17 protein-coding genes are annotated in these 17319 nt (G+C 72.8%); 6 read left to right on the forward strand and 11 right to left on the reverse strand.

Annotated elements, in window-relative coordinates:
* Nucleotides 1-32: 32 nt before the first annotated feature.
* Nucleotides 33-722, forward strand: coding sequence for a response regulator transcription factor (locus POL72_RS16515; protein ID WP_272096320.1), 690 nt, complete (start codon nucleotides 33-35; stop codon nucleotides 720-722).
* On the opposite strand, the gene POL72_RS16520 is transcribed toward POL72_RS16515, so the two are convergent.
* Nucleotides 704-1636 carry a M23 family metallopeptidase gene (locus tag POL72_RS16520; protein ID WP_272096321.1) on the reverse strand — a complete coding sequence of 311 codons (933 nt, stop codon included), beginning with the start codon at nucleotides 1634-1636 and terminating at the stop codon, nucleotides 704-706. The genes POL72_RS16515 and POL72_RS16520 overlap by 19 nt on opposite strands.
* Before the next feature lie 207 nt (nucleotides 1637-1843).
* Here POL72_RS16520 and POL72_RS16525 point away from each other — a divergent pair, with 207 nt between their 5' ends.
* Together POL72_RS16525 and POL72_RS16530 are read left to right on the forward strand one after the other, a co-directional pair.
* A complete protein-coding gene (locus POL72_RS16525; RefSeq protein WP_272096322.1) occupies nucleotides 1844-2521 on the forward strand; it encodes a HEAT repeat domain-containing protein in 678 nt (225 codons plus the stop codon).
* Nucleotides 2521-3348 (forward strand): class I SAM-dependent methyltransferase, encoded by an 828-nt coding sequence (locus tag POL72_RS16530; RefSeq protein ID WP_272096323.1) that lies wholly within the window; start codon nucleotides 2521-2523, stop codon nucleotides 3346-3348. The genes POL72_RS16525 and POL72_RS16530 overlap by 1 nt, the downstream gene beginning before the upstream one ends.
* Nucleotides 3349-3411: 63 nt before the next feature.
* On the opposite strand, the gene POL72_RS16535 is transcribed toward POL72_RS16530, so the two are convergent.
* Together POL72_RS16535 and queD are read right to left on the reverse strand one after the other, a co-directional pair.
* Nucleotides 3412-3696, reverse strand: a complete 285-nt coding sequence (locus tag POL72_RS16535) for a (2Fe-2S)-binding protein (protein WP_272096324.1) — start codon at nucleotides 3694-3696, stop codon at nucleotides 3412-3414.
* A 4-nt stretch (nucleotides 3697-3700) separates the two neighbouring features.
* Nucleotides 3701-4063, reverse strand: coding sequence for a 6-carboxytetrahydropterin synthase QueD (gene queD / locus POL72_RS16540; protein ID WP_272096325.1), 363 nt, complete (start codon nucleotides 4061-4063; stop codon nucleotides 3701-3703).
* A gap of 132 nt (nucleotides 4064-4195) precedes the next feature.
* Here queD and POL72_RS16545 point away from each other — a divergent pair, with 132 nt between their 5' ends.
* A complete protein-coding gene (locus POL72_RS16545) occupies nucleotides 4196-4318 on the forward strand; it encodes a hypothetical protein (RefSeq protein WP_272096326.1) in 123 nt (40 codons plus the stop codon).
* A gap of 27 nt (nucleotides 4319-4345) precedes the next feature.
* Here the strand turns inward: POL72_RS16545 and POL72_RS16550 are convergent, their stop codons facing one another.
* The 7 genes from POL72_RS16550 to hemE form a co-directional block, all read right to left on the reverse strand.
* Complete coding sequence (locus tag POL72_RS16550; RefSeq protein WP_272096327.1) at nucleotides 4346-5902, reverse strand: GAF domain-containing protein; 1557 nt, start codon at nucleotides 5900-5902, stop codon at nucleotides 4346-4348.
* Nucleotides 5903-6050: 148 nt separating this feature from the next.
* Entirely contained in the window at nucleotides 6051-7175 is a 1125-nt protein-coding gene (locus POL72_RS16555) for an acyl-CoA reductase (RefSeq protein ID WP_272097931.1), read from the reverse strand.
* Nucleotides 7175-8362 (reverse strand): LuxE/PaaK family acyltransferase, encoded by a 1188-nt coding sequence (locus POL72_RS16560; RefSeq protein WP_272096329.1) that lies wholly within the window; start codon nucleotides 8360-8362, stop codon nucleotides 7175-7177. The genes POL72_RS16555 and POL72_RS16560 overlap by 1 nt, the downstream gene beginning before the upstream one ends.
* A 48-nt stretch (nucleotides 8363-8410) precedes the next feature.
* On the reverse strand, nucleotides 8411-9772 hold the full coding sequence (locus POL72_RS16565) for an aspartate aminotransferase family protein (RefSeq protein WP_272096330.1): 1362 nt from the start codon (nucleotides 9770-9772) through the stop codon (nucleotides 8411-8413).
* 44 nt (nucleotides 9773-9816) lie between these two features.
* Nucleotides 9817-10680 (reverse strand): diguanylate cyclase, encoded by an 864-nt coding sequence (locus tag POL72_RS16570; RefSeq protein WP_272096332.1) that lies wholly within the window; start codon nucleotides 10678-10680, stop codon nucleotides 9817-9819.
* Nucleotides 10681-11973: 1293 nt separating this feature from the next.
* Entirely contained in the window at nucleotides 11974-12759 is a 786-nt protein-coding gene (locus tag POL72_RS16575; RefSeq protein WP_272096333.1) for a class II glutamine amidotransferase, read from the reverse strand.
* Between the two features lie 78 nt (nucleotides 12760-12837).
* The gene (hemE, locus tag POL72_RS16580; protein ID WP_276596791.1) at nucleotides 12838-13926 is read right to left on the reverse strand and encodes a uroporphyrinogen decarboxylase; all 1089 of its coding nucleotides are present in this window, start codon (nucleotides 13924-13926) and stop codon (nucleotides 12838-12840) included.
* 177 nt (nucleotides 13927-14103) lie between these two features.
* Between hemE and POL72_RS16585 the strand changes: the two genes are divergently transcribed.
* Entirely contained in the window at nucleotides 14104-14688 is a 585-nt protein-coding gene (locus tag POL72_RS16585) for a hypothetical protein (RefSeq protein ID WP_272096334.1), read from the forward strand.
* A gap of 6 nt (nucleotides 14689-14694) precedes the next feature.
* Here POL72_RS16585 and POL72_RS16590 read toward each other — a convergent pair whose 3' ends face one another.
* On the reverse strand, nucleotides 14695-15882 hold the full coding sequence (locus POL72_RS16590) for an amidohydrolase (protein WP_272096335.1): 1188 nt from the start codon (nucleotides 15880-15882) through the stop codon (nucleotides 14695-14697).
* A 179-nt stretch (nucleotides 15883-16061) separates the two neighbouring features.
* Here POL72_RS16590 and POL72_RS16595 point away from each other — a divergent pair, with 179 nt between their 5' ends.
* Nucleotides 16062-17213 (forward strand): FAD:protein FMN transferase, encoded by a 1152-nt coding sequence (locus POL72_RS16595; protein WP_272096337.1) that lies wholly within the window; start codon nucleotides 16062-16064, stop codon nucleotides 17211-17213.
* Nucleotides 17214-17319 lie beyond the last annotated feature (106 nt).

Consider the following 17319-nt stretch of genomic DNA (forward strand, 5'->3'; position numbering starts at 1 on the left):
CCGGTTTTGTGCTAAGACCGGACTCCTTCGTGGTGGCACGCAAGAAGATTCTCATCATCGAGGACGAGCCCCACATCGTGCTGGGGCTGACGGACGCCCTCGAGTTCGAGGGCTTCTCGGTGGCGTCGGCCTCGAAGGGGAAGGACGGCGTGCTGCTCGCGCGGCAGGAGAAGCCGGACGCCATCCTCCTCGACCTCATGCTCCCCGACACCAACGGCTTCAAGGTCTGCGAGGACCTGCGGCGCTGGGACGCGTTCGTGCCGATCATCATGCTGACGGCCCGCGGCCAGGAGATCGACAAGATCCGCGGCCTCGACGCGGGCGCCGACGACTACGTGACCAAGCCGTTCAGCGTGGGCGAGCTCATCGCCCGCCTGCGCGCCCTCTTCCGCCGCGCCGCCCGGCCGGCCGAGGCGCCCGTCGAGGTGTTCACCATCGGCAACGTGCAGATCAACATGACGGCCCACACGGTCTCGCGGGGCTCTCGCTCGGATCAGCTGTCGTTCTACGAGGTCGAGCTCCTTCGCCTGCTGCACGAGCGCCTGGGCCAGCCGGTCTCGCGCGAGGAGATCCTCCAGAAGATCTGGGGGATCGAGGCCGGACCGTCGAACCGCACGGTCGACAACTTCATCGTCAAGCTGCGCAAGAAGATCGAGCGCTCGCCCGACAAGCCGGAGCACATCCTCACGGTCTACGGCTTCGGTTACAAGCTCGCTCCCTGACGGAGCGGCAGGACGTTGCGGAGGTCGCAAGGCACCGTCACCGCGGCGTCGGTGATGCGCTTCGGATCTAGCTCTTCGATGCGCGCCCCCTCGCGGATCTGACGCGCCTCGAGGCGCAGCCGGACGAGGCCCGGGCTGCCCGTCTCGCCTGCGTACCCGACCACGTCGCCCGCGTCGAGGCGCGCGCCCGCCACGACGCCAGGGCCAGGGCGATCGAGGTGGCCATGGAGAAGGACGTACCTGCGCACGCGATCCCCGTCGCGCACGTCGTGCGCCGTGGCCACCGTGATGCCGGACAGCGCGCCGACGAAGATGACCTCGGCCTTCCCATACTGGCCCTCGAGCCTGAGCGCTGCCACCCGCTCGCCGCGCGTCGCGGCGATGTCGATCCCGCCGAGCCACGACGGCGGCTCGGGCCGCGCGGCGCCGATCGCGGCGACGAAGCCCGCTGCAGGCAGCGTTCCCGCCCCGGCCGGAGCGTCCTCGACAAGGAGGAACCCCGGCGGCCCGTCCGGCGCGCCGATCGGGAACGTGTACGCGGCGGCGCTCGCCGGACGTTCCGGGCGGCGGGGGATGTGCTCGTGGGCCTGGCTGCGCGTGCCCGCTCCAGCGGGACGCGGGCTGGCAGGGTCAGAGAGCGACGCCGCGCCGCCTTCGGGGAGCGGCGCGCCCGGAGCAGGCAGCGGGACGCAGGCGGCGCCCTCCGGCACGGTGCGCGGGCCGCAGAGCGCCGCCGCGCCCGCGGCGCCGCGCGCTGCGGCCGCCGGAGGGACGACCGCGGGCGGCGGCGGCTCGGGATCGTCGATGCCGCCGAGCGCAAGGACGAGCGCCGACGCCGCGGCGCCGCGCACGAGCGGGGAAGGGGAGACCGCTGCCCTCGTCGGGCGGGCTTGCAATGAGCCGGACACACGCATGCCACGAACGGTCTACCGCATCGCGCGCGGCGGGCGAGCTCGATGCAGCGGCGGCGCGCTCGTCCCGCCCGGCCTGCGCGCGGCGGCCCCGGCGTGGGCGGCGCCGGGCACGCGCGGCCGCGCCCGCCGTGGACGGGAATTCGCGAGGAACAGGCCCTTGTTGCCTGCCGGCTTGCGGAGGCGACGCGCTGTTGATAGCTCCTCTTCGTGCAAAATCGTCAAGCCATCGAGACGACCCTGAACAAGCTGTTCGACGCGGAGCGCACGGCTCGCCGGCTCCACGAAGACCTGACGGCCACGCCCGGCGATGGGCTGCTGGATGTCCTCACGGACGCCATCGCGGCCGCGACGCGCGAGAACGACGAGGACGAGGCGGCGCTCCGGCTGGTGCGTATCGCGTCGCTGCTCGGCGAGCACGAGGGTCCGCGCGCGCTCGACGCGCTCATCGATGTGCTCGCGTCGGAGCACCCCGAGGCGCGCCAGGCGGCGGGCGAGGAGATCGAAACGCTGGCCTACGATCGGTTCAAGGAGGTCGCGCAGGCGATCGAGCGCGCGCTGAAGCGGCTGCCGGTGGGCTCGTCGGCGCTCCCGGAGCTGCCGTACCTCATCGCCGAGGTGCCGGAGCCGGGCGTGCCGAAGCTGCTCAGCCAGTTCCTGAGCCACAAGGATCCGGACGCGGTCGCGGCGGCGATCGAGACGCTCGTCGAGATCGGTGACCCGGCGCATGCGCCGCTCATCCAGCCGCTGCTCGACGACAAGCGCACGGTCGAGCTCGCGGACGACGGCGGCGACGACGCGACGTCGGAGGTCACGATCGGCGAGCTCGCCGAAGAGGCGCTCAGCCTCCTCGCGCCCTACGACGACGAGGAGGACGGGGTCGCCTGATGATCGGCCCGCCGCTGAGCGCGGCGGACGCCGTGTTGTTCGAGCACGCGGTCGTCCCGCGCTACCTCTCGTTCTTCGCCTCGCTGGCGGTCGAGATGCTGCTGCCCTCCGAGGCGGCGCGCATCGTCCACCTCGGCTGCAGGAGCGGCTTCCCCGACGCGATCGTGGCGGACAAGCTGCCCGGCGCGACCCTCGTGGGCGTCGACGGCTCCGCCGCCGCGCTCGAGCTCGCGCGCGACAAGGCCGCGCTGTTCTCCGGGATGAACGCGAGCTACATGCTCGCCGACGCCCTGCCGACGCCGCTGCCCGACGCGAGCTTCTCCCACGCGTTCACGCTGCACCCGGTCTGCCGTCCGGACGAGCGGGCGCAGCTCCTCGCCGAGCTGCGCCGGGTCCTGGTCCCCGGCGGCCAGGCGCTCATCGCGCTGCCGTTGCGCGGCTCGTTCCCGGAGATCGCCGACATCGCTCGGGAGTGCGCGCTCAAGCAAGACCTCTCGGAGCTCGGCGCCGCGGTGGACGCCGCCGCCGTCAGCCGCCCCACGATCGAGACCATCGCCGAGGAGATCGAGGGCGCGGGGCTCGACGAGGTCGAGGTCGACGTCCAGCTCATCGCCGTGTCGTTCGAGAGCGGGCGTGAGTTCCTCGAGGATCCCATCTCGAGGTTGATGGTGATCCCCGAGTCGACGGCGATGCTCGACGTCGAGCCGCAGATCATCGACTCGATGCTCAAGTACCTGCACCACGCGGTCTCGAAGTACTGGTCCGAAGGGGTCTTCGAGCTGACCGTGAACGTCGGGTGCGTGAGCGCTCGGCGCCCGCTGGGCTGACGATCGCCTGACGACGGCTGACGATCGAGCGAGGGGCGCTGGTCGCGCGGAGCGCGGCCTGCGCTAGCGCTCGCGCCCGCCGCCGCGGAGCCCGAGCTCGTCGAGCCCGGCGAGCGCCGCGAGCGAGACCGGGTGGTACGGCGGCCGCGGGGTGATCGGCTTCCGGGCGTCGCCCCCGCGCTCCTCGATGAGCCGCGCGCAGAGCGCGAGGCACCACTTGCCCTGGCACCAGCCGGTGCCGAAGCCCGTGTAGCGCTTGACGGACTCGATGTCCTTGTAGCCACGATCCATCGCGGCCTCGAGCTCGTGCAGCGTCACGTCCTCGCAGCGGCAGACGAGCGTCTTCATCGACCTAGTCGCCCTCGTACTCGCAGCGGGCGTCGCAGGTCTCGAAGATGGTGACCCGGTTCAAGGACGGCAGCGACGGCGCGAGGCGGCTCCAGATCCACCGGGCGAGCACCTCGCTCGTCGGGTTCTCCAGCCCGGGGACCTCGTTCAGGTAGTGGTGATCGAGCAGGTCGTGGAGGGGAGCCCAGGCCTCGTAGAGGTGGCTGTAATCGATGAACCACCCCGTCTCCTCGTTCACCGGGCCGCGGATCGCGACCTCGACCTTGAAGCTGTGACCGTGGAGGCGCGCGCACTTGTGCCCCTGCGGAACCCTGGGAAGGCGGTGGGCGGCCTCGAAGCGGAACTCGTGTACGAGACGGACGTTCATCGGAGCAGCGGTCATGGGGCGGCCGCCGTGGGGCGTCAACGTCCCGCGGCCTCGCGAGGGGCGGTGCGAGGTACGGGGTTCCCTCGAGGCGCTCGAGCGACTATACCCCCGGCCATGCCGCAGAAGCCCGCAGTGAGAGCCAAGAAGAAGCGTCGCGACACGAAGCGCCTGGCGAACTGGCGCGCCAAGAAGGAGCTGCAGAGCGCCCAGGGAACGCCGGCCGAGCCGGCCGCCGCCGCGCGATCCGGCAGCTGAGCCGCGAGCACCGGCCGCGGCCGGTGCTCAGCTCGCCGGCTCGTCCTCTTCGTTGTCGTCCGGCCCCGGCGACGCCGGTCCCCTGCGCCGCGCCGCGCGAACGGTCGCGACCTCGGCCCTGGACGGGTTGATCACGAGGAAGCCATGGTCTGCGTCGAGGAGCGCGACGTCTCCCGGCGATGCCCAGCGGAACGCCCCCGCCACATCCACGATCGACGGCACTTCCAGCAGCTGGAGGAGCACGAGCGAGCGCGGCCCGGACCGGTCGCTGAGCGCGACGCCCACCGGGTGGGCCCGGGCGGAGATCAGGAGGTCGAAGACCGTCAGCTGGTCTCCCACGAGGACCGCCTTCGACGGGAGCTCGGCCCGGGCGTCCGGGGTCGCCAGCATCAGGATCGCATCGCAGAGATCCTCGATGTCGCGGGCGCGATCCTGCAAGAACGGGTCGCCGACGATCCCGTTGGCGGCCCGCGCCACCTCGCGAGCGACCGTCCCGAGCGCCTGCGCGACGTTGCGCCCGCTGGCCGTGAGCTCGAAGGCGCGCGCGCGCAGGCGGCCGTCGCCGATCATCAGGAGGTAGGTCGAGAGGAACGCCGCCTCCTGCGCGAGCCCTCGCTTCGCCGCGCGGGCGTTGAGGTCGAGGAGCGCCTTCTCCGCGATGTCGAAAGCGAACCGCAGGAGCTTCGGATCGCCGCTGCCCTGCCGCGCGCCGAGCGATGAGGTCGCCGGCCGCCGCAGGGCCGCGATGGCGCCGAGCGCGCGCCCCGCGACGACGGGCAACCCCGGCAGCGTGACCTTGCGCGTGCCGCCGCCCGTGCGCCGCCGCCGCTCGCGGAGCTCGTCGAGCACCTGCGCGTGGCGCGCGCCGGCCGCGATCGGCGCGGTCAGCGCCATGACGAGCTCGACGTCGCGCGCCGTGAAGGCGCGATCGCCCGCCCGCTGCACGACCAGGGCGCCGAGCGGGCGGCCGCTGCCGAGGATGGGCGCCGCGAGGAAGACCGGGAAGCGCTCTTCCCGGAGCTCGGGGAACGCCCGGTAGCGCTCGTGCTCGGTCGCCTGGACGACCGAGATCGGCCGCAGGCACTCGACCGCCATGCCCGTGATGCCCTGGCCGACCGAGAGCCGCACCGTGCCGCGCGCCTCGCGCGGAAAGCCGACGTTGCCGCGCAGCACCAGCTCGTCGCCGTCGCCCTCGAGGAGGTACAGCGAGGCCACGTCGGCGCCGAGGATCGCGGCGATCCGCTGCGGCGCCTCGTCGAGGAGGAGCGAGAGCGGCATCGGCTTCGCCACGAAGGCGAGGTACTCGATCACGAGATCCAGGCGCTCATCGCGGCGCACCTGGATCCTCGCGGAGGCGACCGACGGCGGCGCGCCCTCGTCGTCGGTATCCGCGGCGCGGGCCGAGCTGCGGGCCGGGTCGCTCGAGACGGACGCGTCCTCCTCGTCGGGGCCGGGCCCGTCCAGCGCGCGGTCCGGGAAGCTGTCCCGTGAGCCTTCCACGTCGGACGGCGTCGCGGACGGGCTCGCGATCGCTTCGAGCTCCGTGGGCGGATGGGTCGCCTTCGGATCGGTGCGCGACGACATGCCATGATCGCTATCACACACCGTCGCTCGAGCGCACCTTGCTCCCGCCGCCTCCGGACCGCGGCGCGGTCTGGACGGCGCGGCCGCGCGGTGTGCGCGCTCGCTGCGAGCCGCCCGCGCGGCGAGAGCGCGGGTGGGCAGCCGGAGGTCAGGGCGTCCGCAGGTCGACGGGTCCGTCGAGGGGCGGGCGCTGCATCCACCCGAGCGCAGAGAGCCGCGCGCGCGGGGCTGCCGCGGCCGCCGCGCGCGTGAGCGGCCCGGCTCCGCCCGCGCCGATCGCGGTGATCGCGCCGCGGATCGGCGCGAGCAGCGCCGGCGCGGCCTCGGCGCTGCTCGCCGCCACGTGGACCACGCGCGCCGCGGGCGGCAGCAGCAGCGATCGCGGCGCCGGATCCAGGCCGACCCCGTGCCCTCGACCTTCCCAGAACGAGCCCACGGCCTCGAGCGTGGCCCGGTACATGGTCACCTCCGCGCGGGCGGCGCCGTCGAGCGGCCCGCGCGGGACGCGCGCGCCCAGCTCTTCGAGCGCCTCGTGCAGGGCGCGCGCGAGCGCCTCCGCGCGCTCGGCCGGGCCTTCCACCAGCACGAAGCGCGGCGACAGGCAGCCGCGCTGATCGAACGGCGCGACGTCCGCCGCGATGTCCCGCGCCGCCTCGGCGAGGTTCGCGCTCAGGCCGACGACGGCGAGCCCCAGGCCGGCGCCATGCCCGCGCACGAGCACGCCCGGGCCGACCTGGGCCCGCAGTGTGGCCACGGTCTGGTCCGAGCCGTAGACGTGCAGCTCGGCGCCCGGCAGATCCCCGGGGCCGCCCTCACCGGCCGCCGGCGCCCCGGCGTCCCCGAGCGCGATGTCCGCGACCAGCGCGATGGTCCCGCCTGCGCGGCGGAAACCTTCGTCGGCCTGCAGCGCGCGCACGAGGAGCTCCGCGACGACGGGATCGCGGCGGGACGGGCGCACGACGACCTCCGGCGCTGTCGCCGCCGCGACGGCGATGGCCCGCAGCGGCGCCGTGCAGACGTTGGCCGCCAGGACCACGTGGCAGCGGCGCGCGCGCCCCGAGGCCGCCACGAGCGCGTCGAGCTCGCGATCGCTCGGCGCGATCTCGAGGTGGCGGCCGAGCGCGAGCTCCACGCCCTCCTGCGAGAGGCCGCTCGTGGAAGGCAGCCGCTGGCGCGCCTCCTCGCCCAGCGGATCGCGCGCGTCCGCGATCCGCGCCGCCGCGGCGACGGCGCGCTCGACCCGGCGGCGCCGCGCCGCGCCGTCGTCCATCATCACGGGCCGCCGCCGAGCATCTGGTCCATCGCGATCGAGCAGCCGCGCGGCGGCGCCCCGGACGCGCGGCCCAGGAGCTCGACGCCCTCCGCGGTGACGCGCACGCGGTCGGCGGTCTGGATGGCGACCGCCGAGTCGACGTTCGCGAGATCGACGATCCGCGCGAGCCCGATCGCGCCCGCAGGGAGCGGCGCGAGCGTCTCGGGGTCCACCGCGGTGACGCGCGTCCAGGGGGGCGCGAGGTACAGCCCTGGCGCCGCGCGCGGTGCGCCGGCGAGCGCCGCCGCGAGCGTGCCCTCGTAGAGCTGGCTGGAGAGCTCGGTCATGCCGTACTCGCTCACCACATGCGAGAGGGGCACGCCCAGCGCCCGCGCGATCGACGCCCGCAGCTCCTCCGCGGGCACCTCGCGCGAGCGGCCCTTGTAGCCGCCGGTCTGCATGACCCGGCTCCCTTCGGGCAGCAGCGCCGCGCCCTCGGGCAGCTTCGCCTCGATCAGGTGCACGAAAGCGAACGATGTTCCGAGCACGAGCGCCGGCTCGCCCGAGGCGCGCGCCTCGGCGCACGCGCGGGCGAACCCTGCGGCGTCGAGCTCGCCGCCGCGAACGTGCCAGCTCGCCGGCCCCGAGAGGCGCGCCGCGAAGCGGTCGATCATGAACCCGAGCGACGAGTCCGGCGCCTCGTCGAGCGGCGGCGCGAGGACGATCGCCCGGAGCCGCGCGCCGTCGGGCCACAGCAGGCGCTCCCCCCACGCGAGCGCGGCCAGCTCGTACGTGGCGGTCGTGCGGAACGGGTGCTCGCCGCGGGACGCCGCGCCGAGGGAGGTCCCGCTCGTGCGGAAGACGCGCTCGTCCGCCTCCGGCGGGTGGGCCGCGACGCGCGCGAACCGGAACACGTCGCACGGCACAGCGGGGATCTGCGCCGCGAGATCCATCGCGGCGACGTCCGCGCCGCGCGCCTCGAAGAGGCGGGCGACCGGCGCGCAATGCGCGGCCTGGTGCCGGGCGAGGGCGAGCGCGAGCGCATCGAAGGTCTCCGGCAGCGCCCCGCGCTCGCCCTGGTCCTGCGGAGGAGAGGCTCCCGCCGCTCGGCCGGCGCCTGTCGAGCCCGCCCCGTCCACGCGGAGCGACGCCTCGATGAACGCCCGCGCGCGGCGGTGCAGCGCCTCGCTCTGGTCTATCGGTCCCACGGGCACCGGGATAGCACGCGCGTCCTGCTCCGCTCGCGCGCTAGGCCGTCAACACGCGCGCAGCACGCGGGCGAGCGCCCCGGCCGCGGCCGAGAGCAGCGCTTCGGGGATGGTGAGCGCCGGCGTCAGCGTCAGCGTCTCGCCGCGCACCCCGCCCGTGAGGACCAGGTACCCTTCCGCCAGCATCCCGCGCAGGGCCCGGAGCCCGAGCTCGGCGCTCTCGAGCTCGACGCCGACCATGAGCCCCGCGCCCCGCACGTCGACGACGCCCGCCCTGCGTGGGAGCGCCTCCCGCAGCATCGCCTGGAAGCGAGCGCCCACGTCGCGCGAGCGCGCGGCCAGCCGGCCTTCGCCGAGGGCGTCGAGCGTCGCGAGCGCGGCGCTCGACGCGAGGGGCGATCCGGAGTGCGTCGAGGTGTGGACCACCTCGCCCTCGCGCGCCCACGCCCGCATGATCGGCTCGGGCGCCACGCACGCGGAGATGGGCAGCCCGCCGCCGAGCCCCTTGCCGAAGCAGAGGATATCGACCGGCGCCCCGAGCTCTCCTGTGCGCGTCATCGCCCCCGATCGACCGAGGCCGGTCCAGATCTCGTCCGCGATCACGAGCGCCCCGTGCCGGTGCGCCGCTTCGCAGACCGCGTGCAGGAACGCGTCGGGCGGGACGACGCAGCCGCCCCGCCCGAGGATCGGCTCGAGGAGGACCGCGCCGACGTCGCCCCCGCGCAGCGCGAGCTCGACGGCGTCGACCGAGCGCGCGGCGCCCGCCTCGTCGCGCGGGTAGGGCGCGAACGTCACGCGCCGGTTGAGCTGCTCCGCGAAGGGCGCCCTGTAGCTCTCGCGCAGCCCGCACGCCGCGAGCGGCGCGTACCCGAGCCCGTGGTACGCGCCCTCGAACGCGACGAGCCCAGGCCGTCCGGTCGAGAGCGCCGCCGTCTTGACGGCCGCGGTGATCGCGTCGCTGCCGCTCTGGCCGAGCAGCGCCATGGGCGAGGGCCCGGGGTGCAGCGCCGTGAGGCGCTCCAGCAGGGCGATCTTCACGTCGGCCGAGTACACGTCGCCGAGCGCGAGGGTCAGCCGCGACAGCTGCTCCTCCGCCGCGCGCCGCACCGGCGCCGCCGCGTGGCCGAGCAGCAGCGCGCCGAAGCCGGCGCACAGGTCGACGTACCGGTTCCCGTCGACGTCGCAGACGTTCGCGCCGCGCCCGTGCGACAGCACGATCGGCAGCATGTCGGCGCCGCTCTTCTGCGCCCGCGCCTCGCGCCGCCGGCCGAACGCCGGGCACTCGACGCGCTCGAGCCGCTCGAGGGCGCTCCGCGACAGGGGACCAGGCGGCGGCGACAGGATCGCGGGCAGCTCAGCGCCGCTGCCCGCGTCCGGCGCCGCCGGCAGCGGCAGATCGCTGTTCGGCATCGTCCTTACCTCCGCCGGAACCTAGCGCGCCCGCGGGCGGCTGCTCAGGCGCACACCCGGTTTCTCCCGCTGTTCTTCGCGTGGTAGAGGCGCTCGTCCGCGCGCTTGATGAGGTCGTTCGCTGTGCGATCGCCCTCCTGGAGGAGCGCCACGCCGACGCTGATCGTCACGCGGATGCTGTCGGCCTGGAACACGAACAGGTGCTCCGCGACCTTTTGACGCAGGGTCTCGCCGAGGGCCGCCGCGCCCTCGATGGACGTCTCCGGCAGGATGATGGCGAACTCCTCGCCGCCGTAGCGCGCGAAGACCTCGTCGCGGCGAATGCGGCTCTGCACGATGCGCGCGACCTCCTTCAGCACGAAGTCGCCGGCCAGGTGGCCGTGGACGTCGTTGATGCGCTTGAAGTGGTCGATGTCGAACAGGAGGATCGCGAGGTCCCGCTCGTGGCGGCGGCCGCGGATGATCTCGCGCTCGAGCGCCTCGTAGAGGTAGCGCTTGTTGTGGATCTGCGTGAGACCATCGATGATGGTCATCCGGTAGATCTCTTCGTGGTATTGCGCCTCCACGTCGGCGCCGGACAGGAACTTGAAGATCGTGGGGCCGATCTTCACCCGGTCTCCGTTCTTCAGCACCACCTCGCGGGAGATCTGCTCATCGTTGCAGTACGTCCCGTTGGTGCTCCCATCGTCGACGACCATCCAGGCGCTCGGCCGCTGCTCGAAATGGGCGTGCCTTCGTGACACGGAGTCGCCGTCGAGCACGATGTGGTTGTCCGCGCCGCGACCGACCCGCGTCGGGTTGTTCTCCAGCACGAACCGCTTGCCGAGCAGCGTGGGCTCCTTCGTGTAGATCACGACCAGGCAGTCGGTCGTGTTCTTGCTGCCGCCGCCCGGTGGGGGCTGGACCACCTGCGTTACACGAGTCTTTTCGTCGAAGTCACTCACGCGCGCTCAGCCCAACCCGTCGTGCGACCTAGCCTCGACATCGTTCGAGCTCTTCCCGAGACGGAACCTACCCGGGCGTGGCTCTTCGGTCGCGATGCAACGGTTCGATATGCCCTAGCTCGCCCAACGTCAAAGCGTACTGACATGCCCCGACTCCCGTCAAGACGGCCATCCGGGCGGAGCCGTCTTCAGTGCTTCCTCCGCCTTCCCGACCCGACAACGGCCTACGTCGCCTTCTGCGCTCGGTCGTGTCGGTCGTGTCGGTTGCGTCGGTTGCGTCCGTTGCGCCCTTCCACGTTCTCGGCTTGTTCCCCGCACGCCGTCCGCCCCCTCGCCGCTGTTCGCTGCCGCTCACGCCGCGCCGCACCGCAGGTGCTCGCCGATGCGCCTTGTGGGGCGCTGTGCGCTGTTATCGCAGTTGACGCCCCATCTCTTTCCTCTTGTACAGCCCGAGCTGCCGAGGACGCGGGTCTCTCTATGCGTTTCCCGAGCGCGCCGCCACCCGTCCGGCGAGCGATTGAGCCGGCAAGGGAGGGAATGGTTTGCTGGAACACGATGTGTCTGTTCGCCTGGCATGTCCGCGTTCTGCGGGGACGAGGCTCTGTGAGTTCTGCCTCAAAACGAGGGCGCATCACAACGCTGAACTGAGCGAAGCGGAACGCAGCGGACCGGAACCGAGCGAAGCGGCACGGAACGGAGCGGAACCGGAGCGGAGCGGAACCGGAGCGGAGCGGAACCGGAGCGGAGCGGAACCGAGCGGAGCGGAACCCAGCGAAGCCGAGCAGAACGTCGCGAGCGGCGCGGAACGGCGCGGAACGGCGCGGAGCCGGAGCGGGGCCGCGTGGACCGCGTGCGCTGCACGCCGCGCGTGCTGCGACCCCGCAGCGCAGAGGCCTCCCGCCAGCGTTGCCGGTCAGTTGACTTGGCACACAGGGTGCGTAGGATAGACCTGCGTCGCGGCGGAGACCTTCCCCCCCCAGGTCCGTCGCGGCGTTTTTCTTTTCAGGCTGCCGTGCCCATCTCCAGGCCGCGGCACGGCAGCGCGCTTCCTGCCTTGGATGGCTCCAGGAGCAGCTCGTTCCTCCGCCAGCCGCAACGCTCCGTCAATGCTGGAACCGGCCACGGCGGGAAGGCGTCGCTGCGCCCGCTGCGGAGAAAGGCGCCGAGAGGCCGACCCCCATCACGAAGCCGGGATCGACGGCGCGATCCCTGACGCGCAGGCGCGGGCGTGAGGGGTGGACACCGCGCTGGCGTCGATCAGGCGAGCGACGACAGCGTCGCGCGCAGCTCGCCGCCGTCGAATACCCAGAGCTCGCCCGGTCGTCCCGTGGTCCAGGTCTCGTTCGCGGTGAGCGGGCTCGTCGCGACCACCGCGATCCGATCCTTCGGGGTCGTGACGGCCGAGAAGTCGACGCGGACATCGTCGTCCAGGAGCGTCGCGATGCCGAAGGGGGCCTTGCGGATGATGTGACAGAGCCGGGTTGCGCAGCGGGCGAAGAGGTGGCGCCCGTCGCCGAGCAGGAAGTTGAACGTCCCGTCCTGGCCTAGCTCGCCGCCGAGCGCCGCGATCGCCTCCCAGAGCTCGCTGGGCCGGCGAGGATAGCCGGGGAACGAGCTGCGGAGCCCCTCCAGCAGGTAACAGAAGGCGTGCTCGCTGTCGGTCGTTCCGATGGGGTTGAAGCGGCCCAGCGCGCGGCGCCGGACGCGAGGGAGCGTGCCGTTGTGCGCGAAGACCCAGTGGCGTCCCCAGAGCTCGCGCACGAACGGGTGCGTGTTGGCGAGGAGGACATCGCCGCGGGTGCGGCGCCGGATGTGGCCGATCGCGAGCAGCGTCTTGATGGGCGTCTCGCTGAGGAATCGCGCCAGCGGGCTCTCCGCGGCGGGGCTCGGATCGAGGAACACGCGCGCGGCGCGCCCCTCGAAGAACGCGAGGCCCCAACCGTCAGCGTGGGGACCTGTGCGGCCGCCCCGGTGCCGGAGGCCGTTGAACGAAAAGACGATGTCTGTGGGGACGTTGCACTCCATCCCGAGGAGCTCGCACATGCTCGCGGGTGGACCATATCACCCCCGGAGGGGGTCTGAGATCCGATCCCGATCGATGCCGCGGCGCGATGCGCGGCGTCAGCGCGCCGGCTCGCCCTGGAGCGACGCGCGCGGGATGGAGTGGACGAGATCGATGACCGCCTTGACCGTATCGACCGGCGTCTCGGGGATGATGCCGTGGCCGAGGTTGAAGATGTGCCCGGCGCGGCCGCCCGCCTCCGCGAGCACCGCGCGCGCGCGGCGCTCGGCGACGGCGCGCGGCGCGCAGAGCAGCAGCGGGTCGAGGTTGCCCTGCACCGCGCGATCGTACCCGATGCGCTGCCACGCCTTGTCGAGCGGCGTGCGCCAGTCGACGCCGATCACCGTGCCGCCGGCGTCGCGCTGCGCCTCCAGGAGCGCCCCTGTGTTCGTACCGAAGTGGATGACCGGGACCCCCGTCGCCTCGAGGTCGCGGAGGATGTGCCGCACGTGCGGCTGCACGTGCTCGCGGTAGTCGTCGATCGAGAGCGAGCCGACCCACGAGTCGAACAGCTGCACCGCCTGGGCGCCCGCGGCGACCTGCGCGCGCAACAGGCGGCGGACGACCTCCGAGATCTTGCCCATCAGCGCCGACCACGCCTCGGGGTCGCTCCACATCAGCTGCTTCGTGAGCCGGTAGTCGCTCGACTTGCCCCCCTCGACGAGGTAGCTCGCCATGGTGAACGGCGCGCCGGCGAAGCCGATGAGCGGCGTCTTGCCGTCCAGCTCCTTGCGGATGAGGCGCACGGCGTCGAGCACGTAGCCGAGGCCCTCCTCGGGCTCGAACACCCGCAGCCGCTCGATGCCGGCCCGATCGCGCACGGGCTCGTGGATCACCGGGCCCTCGCCCTTCGCGAACTCGAAGGGGGCGCCCATCGGCTCGAGCGGCAGGAGGATGTCGGCGAAGAGGATCGCCGCGTCCATCCCGAGCCGCAGCGGCTGGAGCGTCACCTCGAGCGCGAGCTCGGGCGTCTTGCAGATCTCGAGGAGCGTGTACTTCTTCCTGAGCTCCCGGTACTCGGCCATGTACCGGCCGGCCTGGCGCATGAACCACACGGGCGTGACATCGGTCGGCTCACGCCGGCAGGCGCGCAGGAAGCGATCGTGCATGGAAGGCTCCAGGAGGGGGTCGACGGGACGCCCCTTCATGTCCGTTCAGCCATCGCCCGGCAATGGGTTTCAGCCCATCGCTCGCGCGCGGCTCGCCGGGAGCGCGGCGCGGCCGGGCCCGAGGCGGCCCGTCGAGGGGGCGGACCCAAGCGTCGGCTCCCTCGCCGTGTAGACTAGGAGCCTATGGCGCGTCCCTCCAGACCTCCCGGCTTTGACATGACGTACAGGCCCGAGAAGCGCATCGCGTTCGGGCCGCCGCTGAAGGAGCGCCTCCCGGCGCTGCTTTACCTGACCTTCGCCCTCGGCGTCTCGGGGGTGATCTTCTATGGCCAGAACGCTCCCTCGAGCTCCCGGCTCTTCCAGTACGTCGTCGAGGGCGATCGCCACCGGCTCGTCTCCTCCAGCGTTTGCGCCATCGTCCTGTGCGTGAGCGCGGTGGCGATGGTGCTACGCGAGCAGATGCGGGGGGTCGTCGTGCACCCGGACGGGATCGAGCTGCGCGAGCTGCTCACCTTCGGCGTGCCGCGCGTGCGGCGCTTCGCCTGGTCGCAGATCGACCGGATGGCGGTGCCCTCCGCGCAGGCGCGCGCCGGCGGCGCGGCGGCGGTCGGCGGGAGCGTGCCGGCGAGCAACATCCGGCTCGATCTCTGGGATGGGTCCCGCACCTGGCTGCCGGACGTCGGAGACAAGATCGCGCTGTCGGTGATGCTGGAGCGGGTCGCCCTGGCGCGGGCGATCCCGGTCGAGGGGGGAACCGGGCTGATGGACGACCTCGGGAACCCCCTTCAGGACGACGGCTGAACAGGCCTAGCGCGCGCTCGCCCCGGCCTTCCGCTGCGCGAACTCCTCGCGCACGCCCTGCCGCAGCTCGGGGTCGAGCAGGAGATCCGCGCACGTCATCGCCATGGCCTTGGCGGCGATCAGCATCGAGTCCTGGCCGGCGGGGCTCGCGGCGCGCGCGGCGAACGCGTGCTGGTGGCAGGTCGTCTCTCCCTTGCCGCAGATCGCGATCCACGGGTGGATGGCGGGGAGCGCGTGGGACACGTCGCCCATGTCGGTCGAGCCGGTGCCGACGGCGGGGTCCATCTCGATCGGCGAGCGGCCGAGGGCGCGCAGGTGCTCGCCGAAGCGGCGCGCCATCTTCCGGTTGTTGACCATGTTCTTGTAGCCGCCCTGATCGACGAGCGTGAGCTCGACCCCGCTCGCCATGGCCGCACCGCGGGCGCAGCGCTCCACGATCGCCCGCACGCGGGCGAGCTCCTCGGTGTCGAGGGCGCGGACCGAGAACTCGGCGACGGCGAGCTCCGGGATGATGTTGACCGCCTGACCGCCGTTCTTGATGAACCCGTGCACCCGGACGCCATCGCGGAAGTGGACGCGCTGGCCGTCGATCAGCCGGAAGGTGTCGAGGCAGGCCGTGAGCGCGCTGCTCCCGTCCCACGGCGCGAGCGCCGCGTGCGACGGCTTGCCGTGGAACTGGAGCTCGAGCCAGACGCTGGCCAGCGTGTCGTGCGCGAGCAGGTCGCGGTCGAACGGGTGGAACATCATCGCGGCGTCGACGCCCTCGAAGGCGCCCGCCTCGAGCAGCCTGATCTTGCCGCCGCCCCCCTCCTCGGCGGGCGTCCCGACCAGATCGATGGTGCCGGCCACGGCGTCCTTCTGCCGCGCCAGCGCGAGGAACGCGCCGAGCGCCCCCGCCGCGATCAGGTTGTGCCCGCAGGCGTGGCCGATCTCAGGGAGCGCGTCGTACTCGGCCAGGATGGCGAGGTGAGGCCCCCCGCCGCGCCCGATGCGCGCGCGCAGCGAGGTGGGCATGCCGGCGAGCCCGCGCTCGACCTGGATGCCGCGGCTCTCGACGGCCTCGGCGAGCCAGGCCGCGGCCCTGTGCTCCTCGAACCGGAGCTCCGGGTGCGCGTGGATGCGCGCGGCGATCTCGCGGAGATCCGGGGAGAGGTCGTCGATGTCACGCTGGATGCGGCTCGGGTCGAGGCTCATAGGGGCGAGCGATACTACTCTGGATCCGCGCGGCTCGCCCGGGCCATGGTGGCGCTGGCGGAGGAGCTCCGCCGCCGCCCCGTGGTCACGTTCGCGCGTTCGCGTGTTCCCTCGTTCGCACATCGGCACCCCGCGCGCCGCCACGCTGTCGGGACTTCTCACGGACCCAGGACCCTCGAATGCACGGACCGCGCTGTTCTCCGCTCCTCTTCTTACCCCGCTTACCCCGCTTCCCCTTCCTCGCGGCGGCGCTCGCGCTCGCTGCCTGCGACGCGTCCCCACGCGCCCGCCAGGAGGCCGGGCCGGCCGCCGCGAGCGTGGCGCCGCTGCCGGCTCAGTCCGCTCCAGCGCAGGCCGGGCCCGCCCGCGTCGCGGTCGAGGCGAGGGCGATGGGCACGAGCCTGCTCCTCGCCGCCTACACGAGCGAGGCGATGGATGAGGCGGCGATCAGGGTCCGGCTGGACAAGGCGATCGCCGAGATCCGCAGGCTCGAGGGGCTCATGACGACCTGGCGGCCGGACAGCGAGCTGTCACGGGTCAACGCGGCGGCCGGGAAGAGCGCGGTGGAGGTGAGCCCGGAGTCGCTCGCCGTGATCGAGAAGAGCCTCTGGATCAGCGAGCGCTCCGAGGGCGTCTTCGACGTCACCTTCGAGGCGATGCACGGGCTCTGGAAGTTCGACGAGGACATCGACGACAACGTGCCGCACAAGGAAGACGTCGAGCGGGCGCGCGCGCTCATCGATCACAGGCAGATCAAGATCGATCGCGCGCGGCGCACGGTGATGCTCGGAAAGCCCGGGATGCGGATGAGCCTCGGCGGGATCGCGAAGGGCTACGCCGTCGACGCCGCGGCGCGGGTGCTGCGGGGGGAGGGGCTGACGTCGTTCTTCGTGCAGGCCGGCGGTGACCTGTACATCGCGGGAAAGAAGCCGGACGGGTCGCCGTGGAGGGCGGGGGTGCGGGATCCGCGCGGCAAGGACGCGAACGACTACTTCGCGATGATCGAGGTGGAGGACCACGCCTTCTCCACGGCGGGCGACTACGAGCGGAGCTTCATCAAGGACGGCAGGCGCTATCACCACATCATCGATCCGCGGACCGGCTTCCCGGCGTCGGAGAGCCGGAGCGTGACCATCTGGGCAAAGGACGCGCTGACCGCGGACGCCGTCGACGATGCGGTGTTCATCCTGGGGGCCGAGAAGGGGCTCGCGCTCGTCGAGTCGATCGAGGACTGCGGCGCCGTGATCGTCGACCGGAACAACAAGGTGTGGGTGTCGAAGCGGCTGGAAGGAAAGGCCGAGGTGCTCCGCCAGCCGACCGATGGGCTGTAGGTGGGGCTTACGCGGGGGACGCGCTGCCCGGACAGGGTACTGGCCCAATTTGAACAGGGAGGCGGGGAGAAAAACTTAGTAACTCTCCCCGTCTCCCTGTGATCTT

Origin of the sequence: Sorangium aterium (genome assembly GCF_028368935.1) — a bacterium.
GTDB classification, from domain to species: Bacteria; Myxococcota_A; Polyangia; order Polyangiales; family Polyangiaceae; genus Sorangium; species Sorangium atrum.

Coding starts and splice junctions, on each gene's coding strand:
- POL72_RS16520 (WP_272096321.1), bottom strand. CDS start 1,636: ATGCGTGTGTCCGGCTCATTGCAAGCCCGCCCGACGAGGGCAGCGGTC.
- POL72_RS16575 (WP_272096333.1), bottom strand. CDS start 12,759: ATGTGCGAGCTCCTCGGGATGGAGTGCAACGTCCCCACAGACATCGTC.
- POL72_RS16555 (WP_272097931.1), bottom strand. CDS start 7,175: ATGATGGACGACGGCGCGGCGCGGCGCCGCCGGGTCGAGCGCGCCGTC.
- POL72_RS16585 (WP_272096334.1), top strand. CDS start 14,104: ATGACGTACAGGCCCGAGAAGCGCATCGCGTTCGGGCCGCCGCTGAAG.
- POL72_RS16535 (WP_272096324.1), bottom strand. CDS start 3,696: ATGAAGACGCTCGTCTGCCGCTGCGAGGACGTGACGCTGCACGAGCTC.
- POL72_RS16590 (WP_272096335.1), bottom strand. CDS start 15,882: ATGAGCCTCGACCCGAGCCGCATCCAGCGTGACATCGACGACCTCTCC.
- hemE (WP_276596791.1), bottom strand. CDS start 13,926: ATGAAGGGGCGTCCCGTCGACCCCCTCCTGGAGCCTTCCATGCACGAT.
- POL72_RS16550 (WP_272096327.1), bottom strand. CDS start 5,902: ATGTCGTCGCGCACCGATCCGAAGGCGACCCATCCGCCCACGGAGCTC.
- queD (WP_272096325.1), bottom strand. CDS start 4,063: ATGAACGTCCGTCTCGTACACGAGTTCCGCTTCGAGGCCGCCCACCGC.
- POL72_RS16595 (WP_272096337.1), top strand. CDS start 16,062: ATGCACGGACCGCGCTGTTCTCCGCTCCTCTTCTTACCCCGCTTACCC.
- POL72_RS16530 (WP_272096323.1), top strand. CDS start 2,521: ATGATCGGCCCGCCGCTGAGCGCGGCGGACGCCGTGTTGTTCGAGCAC.
- POL72_RS16565 (WP_272096330.1), bottom strand. CDS start 9,772: ATGCCGAACAGCGATCTGCCGCTGCCGGCGGCGCCGGACGCGGGCAGC.